Source organism: Bacillus sp. OTU530 (assembly GCF_038440375.1).
The window spans coordinates 106667-126120 of record NZ_JASATP010000012.1 but is presented as its reverse complement, the minus strand read 5'-3'; the positions used below and the strand labels follow the sequence as shown (position 1 = coordinate 126120).

General features: G+C 40.7%; 16 protein-coding genes. 10 read left to right on the top strand and 6 right to left on the bottom strand.

Annotation, left to right across the window (positions count from 1 at the left end):
* Positions 1-113: 113 nt before the first annotated feature.
* Positions 114-2129, top strand: a complete 2016-nt coding sequence (gene tkt / locus AAHB12_RS11635) for a transketolase (RefSeq protein WP_342045419.1) — start codon at positions 114-116, stop codon at positions 2127-2129.
* A gap of 47 nt (positions 2130-2176) precedes the next feature.
* The gene (locus tag AAHB12_RS11630) at positions 2177-3019 is read left to right on the top strand and encodes an aldo/keto reductase (RefSeq protein WP_342045418.1); all 843 of its coding nucleotides are present in this window, start codon (positions 2177-2179) and stop codon (positions 3017-3019) included.
* Positions 3020-3275: 256 nt separating this feature from the next.
* Here the strand turns inward: AAHB12_RS11630 and AAHB12_RS11625 are convergent, their stop codons facing one another.
* From AAHB12_RS11625 to AAHB12_RS11615, 3 genes are all read right to left on the bottom strand, one after another.
* A complete protein-coding gene (locus AAHB12_RS11625) occupies positions 3276-3644 on the bottom strand; it encodes a GIY-YIG nuclease family protein (protein WP_342045417.1) in 369 nt (122 codons plus the stop codon).
* Positions 3644-4141 (bottom strand): XRE family transcriptional regulator, encoded by a 498-nt coding sequence (locus AAHB12_RS11620; protein WP_342045416.1) that lies wholly within the window; start codon positions 4139-4141, stop codon positions 3644-3646. The genes AAHB12_RS11625 and AAHB12_RS11620 overlap by 1 nt, the downstream gene beginning before the upstream one ends.
* A gap of 92 nt (positions 4142-4233) precedes the next feature.
* A complete protein-coding gene (locus tag AAHB12_RS11615; RefSeq protein ID WP_342045415.1) occupies positions 4234-5424 on the bottom strand; it encodes an ornithine--oxo-acid transaminase in 1191 nt (396 codons plus the stop codon).
* Between the two features lie 158 nt (positions 5425-5582).
* On the opposite strand from AAHB12_RS11615, the gene AAHB12_RS11610 reads away from it, so the two are divergent.
* Positions 5583-5963 (top strand): YisL family protein, encoded by a 381-nt coding sequence (locus AAHB12_RS11610; RefSeq protein WP_129731702.1) that lies wholly within the window; start codon positions 5583-5585, stop codon positions 5961-5963.
* Between the two features lie 192 nt (positions 5964-6155).
* On the opposite strand, the gene AAHB12_RS11605 is transcribed toward AAHB12_RS11610, so the two are convergent.
* Positions 6156-6707 (bottom strand): DUF2777 family protein, encoded by a 552-nt coding sequence (locus AAHB12_RS11605; RefSeq protein ID WP_129731684.1) that lies wholly within the window; start codon positions 6705-6707, stop codon positions 6156-6158.
* A 141-nt stretch (positions 6708-6848) separates the two neighbouring features.
* Here AAHB12_RS11605 and asnB point away from each other — a divergent pair, with 141 nt between their 5' ends.
* A complete protein-coding gene (gene asnB, locus AAHB12_RS11600) occupies positions 6849-8696 on the top strand; it encodes an asparagine synthase (glutamine-hydrolyzing) (RefSeq protein WP_342045414.1) in 1848 nt (615 codons plus the stop codon).
* A 397-nt stretch (positions 8697-9093) separates the two neighbouring features.
* On the opposite strand, the gene AAHB12_RS11595 is transcribed toward asnB, so the two are convergent.
* Both AAHB12_RS11595 and AAHB12_RS11590 read right to left on the bottom strand, forming a co-directional pair.
* A complete protein-coding gene (locus tag AAHB12_RS11595) occupies positions 9094-9456 on the bottom strand; it encodes a P-II family nitrogen regulator (protein WP_129731682.1) in 363 nt (120 codons plus the stop codon).
* 15 nt (positions 9457-9471) lie between these two features.
* Positions 9472-10695: an ammonium transporter gene (locus AAHB12_RS11590; RefSeq protein WP_129731698.1), complete on the bottom strand. Its 1224-nt coding sequence runs from the start codon at positions 10693-10695 to the stop codon at positions 9472-9474.
* A 641-nt stretch (positions 10696-11336) separates the two neighbouring features.
* Here AAHB12_RS11590 and AAHB12_RS31765 point away from each other — a divergent pair.
* The 6 genes from AAHB12_RS31765 (at position 11337) to AAHB12_RS11565 (ending at position 19447) form a co-directional block, all read left to right on the top strand.
* On the top strand, positions 11337-11504 hold the full coding sequence (locus AAHB12_RS31765) for an AraC family transcriptional regulator (protein WP_446715551.1): 168 nt from the start codon (positions 11337-11339) through the stop codon (positions 11502-11504).
* 141 nt (positions 11505-11645) lie between these two features.
* Positions 11646-13184: an alpha-amylase family glycosyl hydrolase gene (locus AAHB12_RS11585; protein WP_342045413.1), complete on the top strand. Its 1539-nt coding sequence runs from the start codon at positions 11646-11648 to the stop codon at positions 13182-13184.
* A gap of 230 nt (positions 13185-13414) precedes the next feature.
* Positions 13415-14443 carry a LacI family DNA-binding transcriptional regulator gene (locus tag AAHB12_RS11580; RefSeq protein ID WP_129731676.1) on the top strand — a complete coding sequence of 343 codons (1029 nt, stop codon included), beginning with the start codon at positions 13415-13417 and terminating at the stop codon, positions 14441-14443.
* A gap of 1170 nt (positions 14444-15613) precedes the next feature.
* Complete coding sequence (locus AAHB12_RS11575; protein WP_342045412.1) at positions 15614-16612, top strand: LacI family DNA-binding transcriptional regulator; 999 nt, start codon at positions 15614-15616, stop codon at positions 16610-16612.
* Positions 16613-16891: 279 nt separating this feature from the next.
* The gene (locus tag AAHB12_RS11570; protein WP_342045411.1) at positions 16892-17878 is read left to right on the top strand and encodes a sugar ABC transporter substrate-binding protein; all 987 of its coding nucleotides are present in this window, start codon (positions 16892-16894) and stop codon (positions 17876-17878) included.
* A gap of 78 nt (positions 17879-17956) precedes the next feature.
* Positions 17957-19447 (top strand): sugar ABC transporter ATP-binding protein, encoded by a 1491-nt coding sequence (locus AAHB12_RS11565; RefSeq protein WP_342045410.1) that lies wholly within the window; start codon positions 17957-17959, stop codon positions 19445-19447.
* Positions 19448-19454 lie beyond the last annotated feature (7 nt).

Sequence of the window (19454 nt, the reverse complement as noted above, 5' to 3'; positions counted from 1 at the left end):
TTTACAAAAGAGCAGGGTTCAATTGCCCTGCTAACTTATGGATTATAAAATACAGAGATTTATAGATAGCGGAAATTGAATACAAACATATAGTGTCTGAAGGGAGAATTATAGTGAGTAATGTAGCGAATCTTGAAGCAGTAGAAACACTAGCTATAAATACAATACGTACTTTATCTATCGATGCGGTAGAAAAAGCAAAATCTGGCCATCCAGGTATGCCGATGGGAACAGCGCCAATGGGGCATGTGTTATGGTCAAAAGTTATGAATCACAATCCGGCCAATCCATCTTGGTTTAATCGAGATCGTTTCGTATTATCTGCGGGTCACGGTTCCATGCTGCTATACAGCTTATTGCATTTAGGTGGATATGATGTGTCTCTAGAAGACTTGAAACAGTTTAGACAATGGGGAAGCAAAACGCCGGGACATCCTGAATACGGACATACTCCTGGTGTTGATGCAACGACAGGTCCTCTTGGACAAGGGGTAGCCATGGGAGTAGGAATGGCTATGGCAGAAACACATCTCGCAGCTGTATACAATCAAGAAAACTTCCCGATTGTCGATCACTATACGTATGTGATTTGTGGAGATGGGGATTTAATGGAAGGCGTGTCCGCAGAGGCTGCATCTCTTGCGGGACACTTACAATTAGGCAAGCTGATTATGATGTACGATTCAAATAATATTACACTTGATGGTGAAGCCCACCTATCATTCTCAGAAGATGTAGGGAAGCGGTTTGAGGCGTACGGATGGCAGGTGCTTCAAGTAAATAGTCAAAATGACTTACATGCAATTGAGCGTGCATTGGTCGAAGCAAAGAATGAGCTAACAAAGCCAACCTTAATTGAAGTGAAAACAACCTTAGGATATGGAAGTCCGAACAAAGGCGGCAAGGGCGGACATCAAGGTACGCATGGTTCTCCTCTTGGTGCAGAAGAAGTGAAACTGACGAAAGAATTTTATCAATGGCCGCAAGAAGACTTTTATATTCCAGAGGAAGTAAAAGCGTACTATCAAGAAGTAAAAGAAAAGGGGATCCAATCCAACCAGCAATGGGAACAGCTATTGGAGCAGTACAAGCAAGAATATCCAGAGCTTGCAGCCCGTTTAGAGCAGGATATACAAGGGGAATTACCTTCCGCATGGGAAGAGAATGTGCCGAGTTATGAGCTGGGAACAGCAATTTCCACACGTGTTGCTTCTGGACAAGTATTAAATGCATTGGCGAAGCAAGTGCCAAGCATAGTAGGAGGGTCTGCAGATTTAGAGTCTTCTACAATGACTCACTTACATGGAGAAGGAAGATTTGCTCCTGGTCAGTATGGAGAGCGAAATGTGTACTTCGGAGTCCGAGAATTTGCGATGGGAGCTATCGTAAATGGTATGTCCTTACATGGTGCTATTAAGCCATTTGGTTCTACATTCTTTGTTTTCTCTGATTATCTTCGTCCAGCAATTCGACTAGCAGCACTCATGAATTTACCGGTAACATATGTGTTTACACATGACAGTATTTATGTAGGGGAAGATGGCCCAACCCATGAGCCAATTGAGCAGCTAGCGGCATTACGGGTTATACCAAATGTGAAAGTCCTGCGCCCAGCTGATGCAAATGAAACAGCTGCTGCATGGAAGTATGCTGTGAAGAATCAAGAAGGACCGGTTGTCTTAGTATTAAGCCGTCAAAATATACCTGTTGTGATTGAAAATGAAAAAGCATGCGCAAATGTTGAAAAGGGAGCATATGTAGTTGCGGGAGCTGAACAGGATCTTCCTCAGGTGCAGTTAATTGCAACTGGTTCTGAAGTAGCGCTGGCAATAGGTGTGAAGGATGCATTGGCAAAAGAGGGGATTAGGGCTCGCGTTGTAAGTATGCCATCATGGGAATTGTTTGAGCAACAATCGGTTTCTTACCAACAGTCTATTCTTCAGCCAGACATTAAGCTGAATGTAGCTATAGAATTAGGTTCGCCTCAAGGATGGGCACATTTTGTGGGACGAGAAGGATTGATTATCGGCATTTCTACGTTCGGGGCATCAGCTCCGGGAGATCGTATTGCAAAGGAATATGGATTTACAGTAGAGAATATTGTAAAGCAGATTCAATCTAGGTTATAAGGTTATGTCTTTCAAAGAGTGTTCTATTCAAGCCAGGAGGAAAAGGGATGCTGAAAACTTTACAGGATGTAACAACACTGCATAATGGTGTAGTAATGCCATGGTTTGGATTAGGAGTCTTTAAAGTAGAAGATGGATCAGAAGTCATCGAAGCCGTCAAGACAGCGATTCAAAATGGATATCGAAGTATTGATACAGCCGCTTTGTATGGAAATGAAGAGGGTGTAGGACAAGCTATTAAGGAGTCAGGTGTTCCACGACAAGAGTTATTTATTACTACGAAAGTATGGAACTCAGACCAAGGATATGATTCTACGCTTCAAGCATTTGAAACAAGCATAAATAAACTCGGTCTTGATTATTTGGATTTATATTTAATCCACTGGCCAGGGAAAGACAAATATAAAGAGACTTGGAAGGCGCTTGAAAAACTATACAAAGATGGACGAGTGCGTGCAATAGGCGTAAGCAACTTCAAGATTCATCATTTAGAAGACTTAATGAGCAGTGCAGAAATAAAGCCGATGGTCAATCAGGTAGAATACCATCCTCACTTAACACAAAAGGAACTTCTTGCCTTTTGTCAAAGGGAGGGCATTCAACTAGAAGCATGGTCACCATTAAAACAAGGTCAATTATTAAGTGACCCAATTATTAATAAATTAGCAGAAAAATATGGAAAATCATCTGCGCAGATTATCCTGCGCTGGGATTTGCAAAATAAAGTTGTTACGATTCCTAAATCCATTAAAGAGCAACGAATTATTGAAAATGCAAACATTTTTGATTTTGAATTATCTGCAGAAGATATGGAAGAAATCGATGGATTAAACAAGGATGAGCGTGTAGGTCCCGACCCAGATACCTTTGAACGTGATTTTAACAGCTAAAAATACGGGTATGTGTAGGTGTCAGGGAGAACTCTTGACACCTACTATTTATGAAAGGTTAGTAATGAATAATTAAGAAATAAGCGGCAATCTGGTAAACGGCGGTTGACGGTCTTCGCTTGTTCCACTGTAGGAAAGTATACATTTCAAGCTGGAGGACAATTCGACGCAGTTGGTGATTTTAGGAATACAGTGTAAGTGCAACTACACCCCTGTCTTCGCCTAACGACTCGTCAATCGGCGAGTTTTCTTTATATTATTTTTTGTAATTATAGCCTCTCTCTTCATATGGAAGCAGCTCCTGTAGCCACTTTTCCTCTAGTTGTGCCAGCCTGCGTTTGTACTTATGCAGACTGTTTACATCTATAATGGTTTCTTCTTCTGGCTTTATTGTTTCTAAAATTTCAAAGGAAAAACTGTGTTCCCCGAAAGTATCCCAATCCTGCTGCAGCCTTTTGTTAAAGTGGGATTTTATCTTGAGTTCAAATTTATGTCTATTCATGATTTTTGCAAGATCCATGCTGCTGCCTATAAATATTTTTTCATTTTCTACATTCTTAATTTGATAGACACCCATTTGTGTATGGGTTTGTTTGTATAAGGATTTTTCGAATTTTCGGTCCATTAGCTATGGTCTCCTTCCGTAAAGAGCAGTGTATAAAGCTTTTCTGTATTTCCTGATTCAATCTCATCTAAAACGGTGTCTATTAGGGTGTTCACTGTCTCATCATCAAGATTCAAAATAGCTGCAAGCCGGCCAATTCGAATTTGTTTGAGCCGTTCTTTCTGCAGTCTCTCTACGGTTGCTTCATATATATCAGCTTGTTCTTCTCCTGTTTCAACTTTTTTCCGCAATAGAAGCATTTGAATATCTATTTTCAAGACGGGCGTTAAGTCTTTGGTAAAGTTTCGCTCATCGACGAGAAGAGTTTCGTCTACTTGAAAGTATGCGCTTAAAGATTTTAATCGTTCTTGCGGAATCGGTCTGCGTTTTTTTATCCAGTCAGAAAACTGCTGTGGTGTAATATGAAGCTCTCGTCCAATTTGCGAATACGATTGCTCGTGTATCATGACTAAGAAATCCAGTACTGTTTTTGCTTGTAGTGCTTTTGTGCCTTTCATCCGTTTTAACCCCCCTTGACATAATATATGTCAAAGATAGCAAAAAGACATAAATTATGTCAAGTGAAATGACGTAATTTATGTCTTTGTTTTTAAGAAAGAACTAATTTTATTCTTGTAAAGGCCCAATCTAATTCTTCCTCTGAAATAATAAGCGGCGGGGCAATGCGAATCACGTTTTCATGTGTTTCCTTGCAAAGTATTCCTTCCTGCTTTAAACGCTCACAATACGGACGTGCTGATTCATGAAGCTCAATGCCGATAAATAAGCCTTTGCCGCGAACCTCTTTTATCATCGGATTTTGGATGGTTTGTAATCTAGTCAGAAGCTTTTCGCCGAGATGCAGTGAGCGCTCCGCAAGCCTTTCTTGAATAATCACGTCAAGCGCTGCAATAGATACAGCGCAGGCAAGAGGGTTTCCACCAAACGTTGAACCGTGCGATCCAGGATTGAATACGCTTAGAATGTCACGGTTTGCTGCTACGCATGATATAGGGAATACGCCGCCGCCTAATGCTTTTCCAAGGATATACATATGAGGGACTACATTTTCCCAATCACATGCAAACATTTTTCCGGTGCGCCCGAGTCCTGTTTGAATTTCGTCTGCGATAAATAACACATTTTGCTCCTGACAAATAGCAAATGCTTGTTTCAGAAAACCATCTGGTGGAATGACAATACCCGCTTCGCCTTGAATAGGTTCAAGAATAAGAGCAGCTGTATTTTTGGTAATCGTTCTCTTTAGTGCATCGATATCACCATATGGAATCACTATAATGCCCGGCAGCATAGGACCGAAGCCCTGCTTGTAGTCAGGGTTAGAGGACATAGATACGGCTGTCATCGTTCTACCATGGAAGTTGTCCGTACAGACGATGATTTCTGCTTTGTTCGCTTCCACTTGCTTTACATCATACGCCCATCGGCGAGCTGCCTTTACAGCTGTTTCGACTGCTTCAGCTCCTGTGTTCATTGGCAATATCATTTCCTTATTTGTTATCTTCGCGACCCTTTCATACCATGCTCCAAGCTGGTCGTTATGAAAGGCACGCGAAGTAAGCGTAACACGGCTCGCTTGATGGATGAGCGCTTCAATAATACGCGGATGGCGATGACCTTGATTAACAGCAGAGTAGGCGCTTAGCATATCCAGATAACGATTTCCTTCAGGATCCTCTACCCACACGCCTTCTGCCTTTGAAATAACAATTGGCAGCGGGTGATAGTTATGTGCTCCGTATGTTTCTGTTAACTTAATTAACTTTTCTGTTTCTCTCATACTCCGTTCCCCCCATTTTGCCTTAGGCGAAAATTCAGAATGATTTACATATTATAACATTCATTGGCGAAAACCGAATTATTTCTCTAATCCTGTTAAAACATGATATGATAGAAGATAGGAAAAATTGAGGAAAAAAGGAGAGATTTTTTGCTATGATGACAGATCATACTACAGATCTTCACATTACAGCATGGGTGCTTGGTATTATTTTGTTCTTTGTTGCCTCTGCGATGTACCGCAACCGTAACTCAAAGGCAAAAATGATACATATGATTGTTCGGCTTTTGTATATCGTCATTGTGATTACTGGATTCTTGTTGTATCAAGGAATTATGTCGTCACCGACAACTCCGCATATGCAGTATGGCATTAAAATGTTGGCGGGTATTTGGGTTATCGTTGCGATGGAAATGATATTGGTTCGTACAAACAAAGGAAAAAGCACGAATGCTGGCTGGATTCAGTTTGTAATCGCCTTTTTAGTTGTTTTATATTTAGGGTTACGATTGCCGTTTGGTTTTCACCCATTCGCATAATAAAAAAGAAGAGGATGCAGGCATCCTCTTCTTTTTTATAAGAAAGTATAACTTTTCAGAGTGATGTCTAGCTCCCAAGGCCCAAAATGGTAGACTCTGGGCTGAACCTCCGCAAAAGGAAAAAAGCGCCTTTTACTCCGGCCCACCCCTACGCTGCCATAAAAGGCGGGCCTTGTCCGCTTTTCTTATTTATCAACAATCCGCTTTATACATTTGTCCATCTGCCCTTGTGAATTCAAATATATCCTTGCTCATCTCTCCGTCGCGAATGTAGCGATGATGCAGCGAACAAACGTAGTCTCCATTATCGTATACAATAAAGTTCACACCTTGCCTTGGTGCTGAGGCTGGTTGAAAGAATAAAATATTATGACAGTAAATACAGTCATACAGGGAATAATCAAATCGCCCTAACGCTTTTGTGAGAGTGGAGAAAGAGGAGTCTGACAGCTCTTTTAGCCACTCCTCATAGCCTGTTTGCAGTTTTTTGCGAATACGGACCGTTTCTCCACTTTCGAGTGGATGCGGTTCGTTTTCAATTTTAAGTGTATCATTTTCATAAAATCGCGCTGGAAGCCAATGATTGTTGTATAGTATTTCAAAATCATCTTCTACAATTTCCCATAAAAGAGAAGCTTCGTCGCTTTCTTCATCAAAAAATATCCACTCTTCATTAATACATTCAATATTTCCAACCGTATAGGAGCGCGGTTGGTTTCGCATAATGTGATAGCGGTGTTTCATGAAAATCCTCCTTGTTGAGTGTCTGTCATTGTTATAGACAGTTCCTGCGTCATTTATAACAAGGCGATGCACCTAACTGTCAAAATAGGCATACAATGAACCAAATTGCTGTTGAATTCTCAGAAGGAAAGGATGAGCGCAATGTGTGGAATTACGGGATGGACTGATTTTTCTCGTTCTCTTCTTACGGAAAGGGAAACGGTTGGGAAAATGGCGGAAACACTCTCAAAGCGCGGACCTGATGATACGAATGTATGGACGGCGACGCATACAGCCTTTGGACATAAGCGTCTTGTAGTTGTAGACCCAGAGGGCGGCAAGCAGCCAATGACAAGAGTAAAGGGAGAAAATCTATATACGATTTGTTATAACGGTGAGCTGTATAATACAGAGGATTTGCGTAAGGAGCTGCTGCAAAAGGGATATACATTCGAAGGGCATTCTGATACAGAAGTGCTGTTAACATGCTATATCGAATGGAAAGAGAAATGCGTGGAGTACTTAAATGGAATTTTTGCATTTGCCGTATGGGATGCGGTAGAAGAAAAGCTATTCATTGCCCGTGACCGTTTAGGTGTTAAGCCATTATTTTATAAACAGGATAGCGCTCGCCTATTGTTTGGATCTGAGCTAAAAGCAATTCTGGCTCATCCTGAGGTGAAGGTGGAAATAACGCATGAGGGCTTGGCTGAGGTATTCGGGCTCGGTCCATCACGTTCCCCAGGTCATGGTGTATTTGCGGGTGTGAATGAATTGCGTCCGGCGCATGCTTTGACATTTACAAAAAATGGTTTGAAAATTTGGCGTTATTGGAATGTCAAGAGTGCAGAGCATACTGATAACTTTGATGAAACGGTAGGAAAAGTGCGCTTTCTGCTTGAGGATGCGATTACGCGTCAGCTTGTATCTGATGTGCCGCTATGTACATTTTTATCAGGCGGTGTGGATTCGAGTGCCATTACAGCTTTTGCGGCAATGGCGTATGATCGTGAAGGGAAGGGAAACTTGCATACCTATTCCATTGATTATGAAGATAATGATAAATATTTTCAGGCAAATGCTTTTCAGCCGAATTCCGATGAGCATTGGATCCGTTTAATGTCTGAAACCTTCAGCACAACGCATCACCGCTGTGTTATTTCAAACGAAAAGCTGGCTGAGCATTTAACAGAAGCTGTTATTGTAAGAGATCTACCGGGTATGGCTGATGTCGATTCCTCCTTATTATGGTTTTGTCGCGAAATTAAACAAAACTTTGTTGTGAGCTTGTCTGGGGAATGTGCTGACGAAATTTTTGGCGGTTATCCATGGTTTTATCGAACTGATGACTTACAATCCAGCAACTTCCCATGGATGCGTTCAACAGAACTGCGGGAGCAGCTGCTAAAGCGGTCGTGGCGCGAGAAGCTCCGTTTGAGGGAATATGTACAGCAGCGTTACGATGAAACAGTACGAGAGACGCCAGAGCTTCATGGAGAGAGTAAGCTAGAGGCGCAGCGCAGACAGTTATTTTACTTAAATATGATTTGGTTTATGACAACGCTGCTGGATCGGAAGGATCGGATGAGCATGGGGGCGAGCTTAGAGGTGCGCGTGCCATTTGCCGATCACCGTCTTGTGGAGTACGTTTGGAACATTCCGTGGGAAATGAAAATGCATGGTAACCGTGAAAAAGGATTGCTCCGAAAGGCACTGGAAGGAGTGCTTCCGGAGGACGTCCTGTATCGTAAAAAAAGTCCATACCCAAAAACGCATAATCCGTATTATACAAAGGCTGTAACAACATGGCTGTCTAGTATTTTACAGGATAAAGGATCGATGTTGCATGAATTTTTTAATCGCGACCAGCTTGATGAGCTCATTGCAACAGAAGGAAAGGCGTTTACTACGCCATGGTTTGGCCAGCTCATGACAGGACCGCAGCTATTGGCGCATCTTGCACAAATTCATGTTTGGTTTGAGCATTATAATATTAATATTAAAGACTAAGGCAGCGTAATCCGCTGTCTTTTTCGTTACAACACCGTTTTGGGGAATAATTGAAAAAATGTGGATGGATACGGTGCAAGCAAAATATGAAACATGTGAGGAATTGTTACATTACTAGCTATCGTGTAGCGAGTACGGTCGGTTTAATATAGTTGCCGGTGCGTGCTGGCATCAAAGCAAACGATTTGAATCCTAATGAAAGGTCAGGATAGGAGCTAGACATCACCCCGAAAAGTTATATTTTCTTATCTTGTAAAGAAAACTCGCTGACTGGCGTAGCCCTACTTATACTGTATTCCTAAAATTTCTAACTACGTCGAATTGTCTTCCAGCTAGAAATTTATACTTTCTTAAAAGTGAAATAAAAGAAGCTGCGGATCCCGCAGCTTCTCTTAACTTATTTCTCATTTTGCAATGCATCATAGCCTTCTTCACCTGTACGAATTTTAATCGCATTGGATAGCTCATATACGAAAATTTTACCATCGCCAGCTTTCCCAGTTCTTAGCACACGCTGTGCTGTATCAATTACATCCTGAACGGGCACTTTTGCGACTACAATTTCAATTTTAATGCGCTCATGCATATTAAATGTGCGTCTTACGCCTCGATATACTTCTGTAAATCCTTTTTGCAGACCGCATCCTAATACGTTACTAACGGTTAGACCACTTACTCCAATTTTAGATAATTGGTCTTTTAATTCATCGAACTTCTCCGGGCGTGTAATAATCTCGATTTTCGTTAATTTTTGGCTCATATGCGCATTCTCCCCTTATAAACTCTCGTGATAAGCTTTTTCACCGTGCATCGTAATGTCAAGACCAAGTGACTCTTCTTCGTCATTAGCACGTACTTTCATAAACAGTCCGATTACTTTCACGATTAAGAAGGTAGCAATTGCAGCAAAGGCATAAGTTGCACAAATTGCGATAAGCTGTTTCCCTAATAAAGCAGCCCCACCGTAGAATAATCCGTTTGCGCCAGCTTCATTTACAGATGTTGTTGCAAATAATCCAGTAGCAATTCCGCCCCATGTTCCGCCGATACCGTGGCAGCCGAATGCATCAAGCGCATCGTCATAGCCAAGCTTGCGCTTTAGGAAGAATACTGCAAAGTAGCAAATTGCTCCACCAAGTAATCCAATTACAAGAGAAGCTAGAGGAGTTACAAATCCACAAGCTGGTGTAATAGCAACAAGACCAGAGACAGCACCGCTTACCGCGCCAAGGACAGTTGGCTTCTTACTAATGATCCATTCGCATACAACCCAACCGATAGCAGCCATTGCCGTTGCGGTATTTGTGTTAATAAATGCTGTTAATGCAACATCATTTAGAGTTAAAGCACTGCCGACGTTAAAGCCGAACCAGCCGAACCATAATAATCCTGCTCCTAACACTGTGAATGGTAAATGGTGAGGAGCCACTGAAGCCGCATCTTTTCTTTTTCCAAGAACAATAGCAAGAACAAGACCAGATACACCGGATGTAATGTGAACAACGTTTCCTCCTGCGAAATCAAGTGCGCCAAGCTCTCTTAACCATCCGCCTACACCCCATACCCAGTGAGCAACCGGATCATACACGAAAGTCGTCCAAACAAGCATGAAAACAATGAATGCAGAAAATCTCATACGCTCCGCGAATGCTCCGGAAATTAATGCTGGTGTAAGGATTGCGAACATCATTTGGAACATCATAAATAGGTTGTGAGGAACTGTTGCGCTGTAGTCAGCGTTTGGTTTAAAGGTAACGCCTTTTAGGCCAACCCAATCCAGACTGCCGATTAATCCATGCCAACTTGGGCCGAAAGCTAGTGAATAACCGATTAAAATCCATTGAACAGATACAATTGCCATCGCTGAGTAGCTATGCATTGTTGTGCTAAGCACGTTCTTGCTTCGTACCATTCCTCCATAAAACAGCGCAAGTGCTGGTGTCATTAGCATGACCATTACTGTGGCTAGAAACAGAAATACTGTATCCCCCATGTTGATTCCTTCCATCTGTAATTCCCCCATTTCATGAATTTGTAACGATAAAGTTTCTGACTGTAGAGGAACAATCCCTAATGTCAGTTTTTATTACAATGTATGTTATGTTTTATACTATATTCAATTTTTCGGGAAATGGCAAGAGGAAATCTAATAAAAAATTCAAACAATTTTGAGGTTTATGTAAGCTTTCATATTTTGTTGTAATAAAATCTAACATGTTAGCGGTTTCATTGTGAAGCGTATGACGATAAGGGTCTGTATTTGTTTGATTGATTAGCTGTAAAAATAACATGTGAACGATATTAAGTGTGCCAAAGGAGATTTATAATAGAGAGTATACATTGAGAAAAGCTTATTGGATGATGTGATGAATAGGATAACATTTCAGATTCCTCCATTTCCTGTTTTCATTAAGGCAGGAAATGAAGGATGCTATTTCTATTGAAGAGAAGCTCAAGTAGCCGCTTCATTTTTATCAGGTACTTATTTTTCTTCAAAAGGAAGCGTTTGCAATACCGGGTGCAGCAGAAAAAGTTTGCGAGCAAGCGGTAGCATATATCCAGCGCTATTATAATCGGCAGCTTAAGATGACCGATATTGTGCAAGAGCTGCATTATCACGCAGATTAGTTAACACACTGTATGCAAAAAACAAAGCAGCTTCTGGCAGCAACAACGGAAAAGATCAAAACAATTTCCCAACAGGTAGGCATTCAAGATGAGATGTACTTTTCCAGATTGTTTCGTAAACAAGAAGGAATTAGCCCTCAGGAATATCGAAGGATGATGCAACGGGATATTGTAAGGTAGGCGAATAAGAGATTGACAAAGTACGCAGAGAATTTTGTGCGGATTATGTCTGTAATTGGTATACTATTCTTATCATTGTAAAATATTCCATTCTCGGTCTAACGGCTGAAGAATAAGAGTAGTGAGGGGGAGGGGGCGGAGATGAGCAAACAGGTGATCGCAACACTAGTGCTAATCCCGTTTCTTCTTTTTTATGGGCTGTTTTTTTCTTGTGTGCAAGCAGCTGGTGAAAAAGAAGAGAGAAGCTGGCAAGATGAAGCGATTTATTTTATGATGGTTGACAGATTCAACAATGGGGATTCAAAAAATGATAAGGATGTAAACACAACAGATTTACAAGCTTACAATGGAGGGGACTTAAAGGGGATTACCAAGCGGCTTGATTATATCCAAGATATGGGCTTTACTGCCATTTTGCTTACTCCTGTTGTTGATAATGAGGAAGATGGATATCACGGCTATTGGACAAAGGATTTTTACAAGGTAGAAGAGCATTTTGGCTCCATGGCGGATATGAAGGAACTTGTAAAAGAAGCCCATAAGCGTGATATGAAGGTAATTCTTGATTTTGTTGCCGGTTATACTGGAAGCAAGAATCCTTGGCTCTTTGATAAGCAAAAACAAGGGTGGTATCAGCAAGAGCAGAGGGAGAATGAGCAAATACAAATAATAGAAGAAAATTCACTAGCTGGACTGCCACATTTGAATTTCGAAAATGAAGAGGTGCGAAAGTTTCTCATTAATAATGCGAAATGGTGGGTTCAGCAAACAGATATCGACGGTTTTCGTTTGGAAGATATGCAATCTGTCCCGAAGGACTTTTGGGGTGAGTTCGTTCGCGGAGTAAAAGCAGTAAAGCAAGACTTTTTCTTTATTGGCGATGTATCTGCTGTGGATACAAGCAGTGTAGCGGAATATCAGAACATGGGGATAGATAGCTTTTTGAACATTTCATCCTATAAGCACATGACGAAGGTGTTCAGTCAAACAGGCCAATCTCCGAATGAATTATACAAAGATTGGAAGAGTGACCAAGTGGTATATCCAAACCCATACCTACTTGGAAATTTCCTTGATAATCAAAATACAAAACGGTTTACGCGTGTGGCTTTGGAAGAAAAGCAATATCCGCCAACACGTCTGCGTTTAGCGTTGGCTTATCTGTTTACATCACCAGGCATTCCTATTATGTACTATGGAACAGAAATTGCGCTAGATGGCGGGGATCCTCCTGATAATCGCCGTTTGATGGATTTTAAAACTGATGCTGATTTTTTAAAATATATTAGTAAATTAGGTGAATTGCGTAAGCAGCTCCCGTCGCTGCGTCGCGGTACATTTGAAATGGTGTATGACAAGGGTGGCATGAGTGTATTCAAGCGAACGTATCAAGAGGAAACGACCATCATTGCTTTGAATAATACGAAAAAGACGCAAAAGGTCCACCTTACACGAGAACAGCTAGATACGAATAAGGAACTGCATGGATTAATGGAGGAAGATATCATTCGCCCGGCGAAGGATGGCTACTATCTTGTATTGGATCGCGAAACAGCAAATGTGTATGCGCTTGCGGAGAAAACAGGACTGAATATTCCGTTTATCTCTGTGCTGGTTGGCATAAATGTGTTGTTCGTGATATTTCTCATCCTTGTAAGAAGGAGAAGAAAGAAGTCCTAGCATCAAAATGGTATAGGTAAAAAGTACTGCTTTTCTCATAGAAAGGGACAAGCAGTTATTAATATTAATGGTATAATAAAGAAAACTCGCCGATTGGCGAGCCCTGCTTTTGGGCGAAGACAGAGGCGTAGTTGCACTTATACTGTATTCCTAAAATTTCCGACTACGTCGAATAGCCAAATTTATACTCTCATAAAGTGTGAAACAAACAACAAGAAAGGATGGTGTGAATGGTCGTTACGATTAAGGATGTGGCGAAAAAAGCTAATGTCGCACCATCCACAGTATCCCGCGTCATTGCCGACAGTTCTCGTATAAGTGAAAAAACAAAAAAACGTGTTCGTAAAATTATGGATGAGCTTGGTTACCATCCAAATATGAATGCGCGCAGTCTCGCAAATCAAACGACACAAGCGATTGGTCTCGTTATGCCAAGTTCTGCTGGGAAGGCATTTCAAAATCCGTTTTTTCCGGAAGTTATACGAGGAATCAGCTCTTTTTCTCATATAAAGGGCTACTCTCTTTATATGTCTACCGGAGAAACAGAGCAGGAGATTTATGAAGGTGTTGTAAAGATGGTGCAGGGAAGACGAGTGGATGGCATTGTTTTATTGTATTCACGTATTGATGACCCTGTTATTCAATATTTAATTGAGCAACAATTTCCTTTCGTGTTGATTGGCAAGCCGCATCAATCTACTGGGGAAGTGACGTATATAGATAATGATAATTACTTGGCCGGACGTGAACTTACAGAGTATTTTATTTCCCTCGGTCATAAACGATTGGCGTTTATTGGGGGAAGTCCAGATTTAATGGTAACGAAGGAACGTCTTGCTGGTTTTAAAGAAGCGTTAAAGCTAGCAGATCTCCCTATGTCGGATGACTATATTGTCTATATGGAGTTTTTGCGTGAAGGCGGCGAGCGGGCGGTGGAGCAGCTTCTTTCCTTGGAACAGCCTCCAAGTGCTATTATTGTTACTGATGATCTAATGGCGCTTGGTGTTTTAAGTACATTGACAGAAAAAGGGTATGCTGTTCCAGATCGTATCTCAGTAGCAAGCTTTAATAATGTTATTTTTTCCGAAATTTCTTGTCCGCCGTTAACATCTGTGGATGTGCGTATCTTTCAGCTTGGGTATGAGGCTGCGAAAAGCTTAGTGGAAAAAATCGAGTCACCAGAACTGCCACCAAAAAGTATTCTTGTGCCGTATAAAATTGTCAAACGGCAATCCTGTAAGGAATATTTAGAAGGTTAGCTATCTGTGTTTGAGCTAGCAGATATATACAAAAATTCAATTGGAGTAGAAGGGGAATAGAAGAGAAAAGCAGACTTTAGTTGTCTGCTTTTTCTTATATACAGGAATGAATAAAAGAAGGAGAGTGCTTGAATGGACTGAATGTTATTTGGGGAGAGCCAAAAATGACGTCAGGGATATAAGAGGTTTTAAAAGGAACAGGGATAATCTCTGTTTCTTTTTTGATAGGTTTCAATCCTCTTAATAAATATACCGAAAGCGCTTTTTGTTATGATATATTACTAAAAACCTAGTTTAAGCCAGAGGATTATGAGGTTATATTCAACAGTAAGAGCTCCTGGATGCTTTTGGTAAGGGATTTTTGATTATCATTTATATTGTAAGAAAGTATAAATTCCTAGCTGGAAGTTCATTCGACATAGTGGGGGATTTTAGGAATACAGTATAAGGGCAACTACGCCTCTGTCTTCGCCAAAGAGCAGGAGGCGCCAGCTTTATCGCAGGTAACATTACAATTAGAGAACGAAATCAATTTCGGTGTGGAAGACAGGGGGAATTAAAGGGAGTTCCTAAATATGGAATCATTGTTGAATGACTAATGTGGGTACCGGAAAGCGGTTTAGGTAACATATAGCGAGAGGCTTTAACAAAATTTGTGCAAAAATAACAAAAAAATGAATGTTTTTTGTTAAAATTTATGAATAAAGGTATTGAAAGCGTTTTAAATGTGATATATAATCAAAAATGTAAAGCGCTTTAGGGATAACGTAGTTAAAGTGTTTTACAAGATCTAGATATGTGAAGGGGAAGGGTGTGTTCAGGCTACAAAAGGAGCCAAGTTTATGGTTTTTCATTTTAGAATGCTCGCTATTCTCATGCTGAAACCCTATCTTAAGGAATCGGCTAGATATGCGGGACGAACGCCCAAAAGCGGGGATTCTGCGATGGCTGTGAAGTCCGAATGATAGTTTTAGGGTCCTTACCATTGCTGCAACAAAAGCTTATCGGAGCCAAGTTCTCCAATTCTATGATAAGAGTTAGAGTCATTTTGATAGCGAGTGATAAAGTACTTATAAAAATAGAAAAAATAGTAAAGCAATCGAATTGACGAAAGCGCTTTAGGTAAGGTAATCTAATTCTTAGACTGCATGATAGAAAGAAGTGTATAAAATGAAAACAACCATCTATGATGTGGCAGAAAAGGCAGGTGTCTCCATATCTACTGTTTCAAAGGTCATGAATGACCAGCAAGTCGGGAAAAAATCAAAACAAAAGGTTTTGAAGGTTATGCAAGAGCTTAATTATAGACCGAGTGTTCTTGCGTCAGCCTTAACAGGAAAACGAACCTCCACTATTGGATTATTATTACCAGACTTAGCGAACCCTTTTGTTGCAGAAATGGCGCGCAGAGTGGAAGATCGTGCACATGAATTTGGATTTAGCCTTGTTATTTGCAGCACGGATTTAAATCCAGAAAAGGAAGAACGCTCAGTGTCATTACTGAGACAGAAAAGCGTTGATGGATTTATATTAGCTAGTGCCTTTAATAACAGGAGGGTTATCGCGGATTTAGTGGATGATAATATCCCTGTCCTGCTCCTTTCTGAATCGCATCCTCAATTCGCGGTAAACAGCATTAATATTGATAATATCGTCGGAGGATATCAAGTAGCTTCTCACTTAGTTTCCCTGGGCCATACAAGAATTGCAGTGATTGGTGAGGATGCTACAAGTAGTCAACAACGTATTAATGGATATAAGCAGGCTTTTCAAGAAAGCGGCTTGACAGTGCATGAAGATCTGATTGCTATCAGTGATTCAAGCGTAGAGCATGCGCAACGCTTGACAAATGAATTATTGAATCATCCAAAAAAGCCTACTGCTATTATTGCTTGCAATGATGTACTGGCAATTGGTGCGATTCTAGCTGCACGCGAAATAGGTTTAGACATTCCTAAGGATCTTTCGATTACCGGCTTCGATAATACATTATTATCAAAGAGCTGTGATCCTCCTCTAACAACAGTTGAGCAAGGTCTTGACAAAATGTGTGCTCAAGCGGTGGATCTATTAATAGAGGAGATTGAAGGGAAAAGCACATCGAAACAGCGTATCCTTGTGTTGCCGCAGCTTGTTATCCGAAAATCAACCGCCTTTTGTCAGGATTAAGACGGAAGTCCCATGTTTTACTTTTGAAGTAAGCGTTATCTTTTTTTGCTAAAACGTATTACATTTCAGTTTCTATGAAATGTAATCGATTGCAATTTTTGCAATCGATTACATAGGTATATTATAGATGAATAGAATCTAAGAAACATAGCAAAGCAGTTTTTCAAATCTTAGATTTTAGGTTGTATTCAGCTATTAAACAAGTGGTTTCTACTTTCTTTTCGGTAAACCCAAAAACGAAAGCGCTTTATATTAAAACACATATTAGGGGGACTTTTAATGGCAATTCGTAAAAGACTTATGTTGCTTGTATCTTTAATGGTTATACTGTCTTCATTTATGGCAGCTTGTTCTTCTTCAACTTCTGGCGGCGAGAAGAAGGATGGTAAACTCGTAATCGGAGCAGCGATGCCAGTATTTGATGATAAATGGCTCTCTTACTTATACGATGCTATGAAAGCGGCTGCAAAAGATAAAGATGTAGATTTAAAAATGGTTGATGCGAAAAACGACTCCGGTAAACAGCTTTCTCAAGTTGAAACATTTATCACACAAGGTGTAGATGCAATCATTATTAACCCTGTTGATACGAGTGCAGTGACTCCGATGTTAGATGCGGCAAAGGATGCAAACATCCCTGTAATTGTTGTAAACCGTATGCCAAGTAAAAATGATATGAAAAACATTTACGCGTTTGTAGGCTCTGAATCTATCCAAAGTGGAACAATGCAAATGGAAAAGATTGCTGAAATGTTAGGCGGCAAAGGAAACGTTGCAATTATGACTGGTGAGCTTGGTGCAGAGGCACAGATTAAGAGAACAGAAGGTAATAAAAACGTAGTTAAGAAAAATCCAGATATGAAAATTGTACGTGAAGCGACAGGAAACTGGCAGCGTTCTGAAGGTATGAAATTAATGGAAAACTGGATTCAATCTGGCGATAAAATCAATGCGCTTGTAGCGAATAACGATGAAATGGCAATCGGAGCAATTATGGCGTTAGAAGCTGCTGGCAAACTAAATGATGTAATCGTAGCTGGTATTGACGGTACACCAGATGCATTAGAATATGTGAAATCTGGCAAATTAAAAGTTTCTGCTTTCCAAGACCCAATGGGGCAAGGTAGCAAGGCAGTCGAGACAGCTATTCAAGCTGCGAAAGGTGAAAAATTAGCAGACAAGAATGTGTGGGTACCATTCGAGTTGATCACACAAGAAAATGTTGACACATTTATCGAGAAGTGGAAAAACGCAGGAGCTAACTAATGTAACATGAGGGGGGACTGTTAAGGCTCTTATCCGAAAGAGTCCCCTTCTCACCAATCTATTGGGGGTGAGCATGAAATGAGTGCGGAATACATTTTAGAGCTAAATAACATCACAAAAGAATTTCCGGGTGTAAAGGCTTTGGATAATATCCAACTGAAGGTACGAAAAGGAACGGTTCACGCTTTAATGGGTGAAAACGGTGCTGGGAAATCAACACTCATGAAAATTATCTTCGGTGTATATACACCAGACAAAGGCACGATTAAGTTTAAAGGGCAGGAAGTACAAATTAATGGTCCTAAGGATGCCTTAAGCAAAGGGATTTCCATGATTCATCAGGAATTAAGCCCTGTTCCGGACATGACGATTGCGGAAAATATTTATCTCGGCCGGGAGCCGATGTACGGCAAAACAGGTTGGGTCAATAAGAAAAAAATGATAACGGATACAGAAAAGTTATTTGAATCTTTACAGATTGATTTGAATCCACGAACCAAAATGCGGGAGTTAAGCGTTGCGAATATGCAGATGGTCGAGATTGCAACGGCAATTTCTTACAATGCGGATTTAATTATTATGGATGAGCCAACCTCAGCAATTACGGATAAGGAAGTTGATCATCTGTTCAGCATTATTGATTCCTTGGTACAAAAAGGTGTTTCCATTATCTACATTTCTCACAAAATGGATGAAATCTTTAAGATTTGCGACGATATTACGGTATTCCGTGATGGGCAGTATGTAGGAGCTAAGCCAGCAAGCGAATTGAATCAAGATACATTGATTCAAATGATGGTAGGGCGTGAGATTAAAGCAGTATTCCATAAGGAGCCATCTGAAATTACAGATGTTGTCCTAGCGGTAAAAAACCTGTCTAGAGAAGGCAAGTTCCAAAACGTCAACTTTGAGGTGCGTAAAGGAGAAATCCTTGGGGTCGCGGGACTGATGGGCTCTGGAAGAACAGAGATTATGGAAAGTATTTTTGGAATTGATCCGCCAACCTCTGGTGAAATTTATATGCATGGCAAGCAGGTGAAAATCAATTCGCCGAAAGAAGCAATCCGTCATAAAATCGGCTTATTAACAGAGGACAGAAAGCTGACGGGTGCATTCCTGCCGCTGTCGATCCGGGAGAACATGATTATGTCTAACATCGACAATCTGTCAACTCTTGGGTATTTAAATAACAGTTTAGTGAAAAAAGCATGCAATGAGCAGGTAGAAAAATTAAGAGTAAAAACACCGCATTTAAATCAGCTTATTATGAACCTAAGCGGAGGGAACCAACAAAAGGTATTGATTGCCCGTTGGCTGCTCAATGATCCAGATGTGCTGATTTTAGATGAACCAACACGCGGCGTAGACGTTGGTGCAAAGGCTGAGATTCATAAAGTGATGTCCAAGCTTGCGCAGGAGGGAAAAGCAATCATTATGATTTCCTCCGAGCTGCCTGAGGTGTTAGGAATGAGTGATAGAGTGATTGTGATGCATGAAGGAATTCAGAAAGGCGAGCTGAGCAGAGAAGAAGCGAACCAGGAAAGAATTCTAGAAGTGGCATACCAATAAAGAAGAC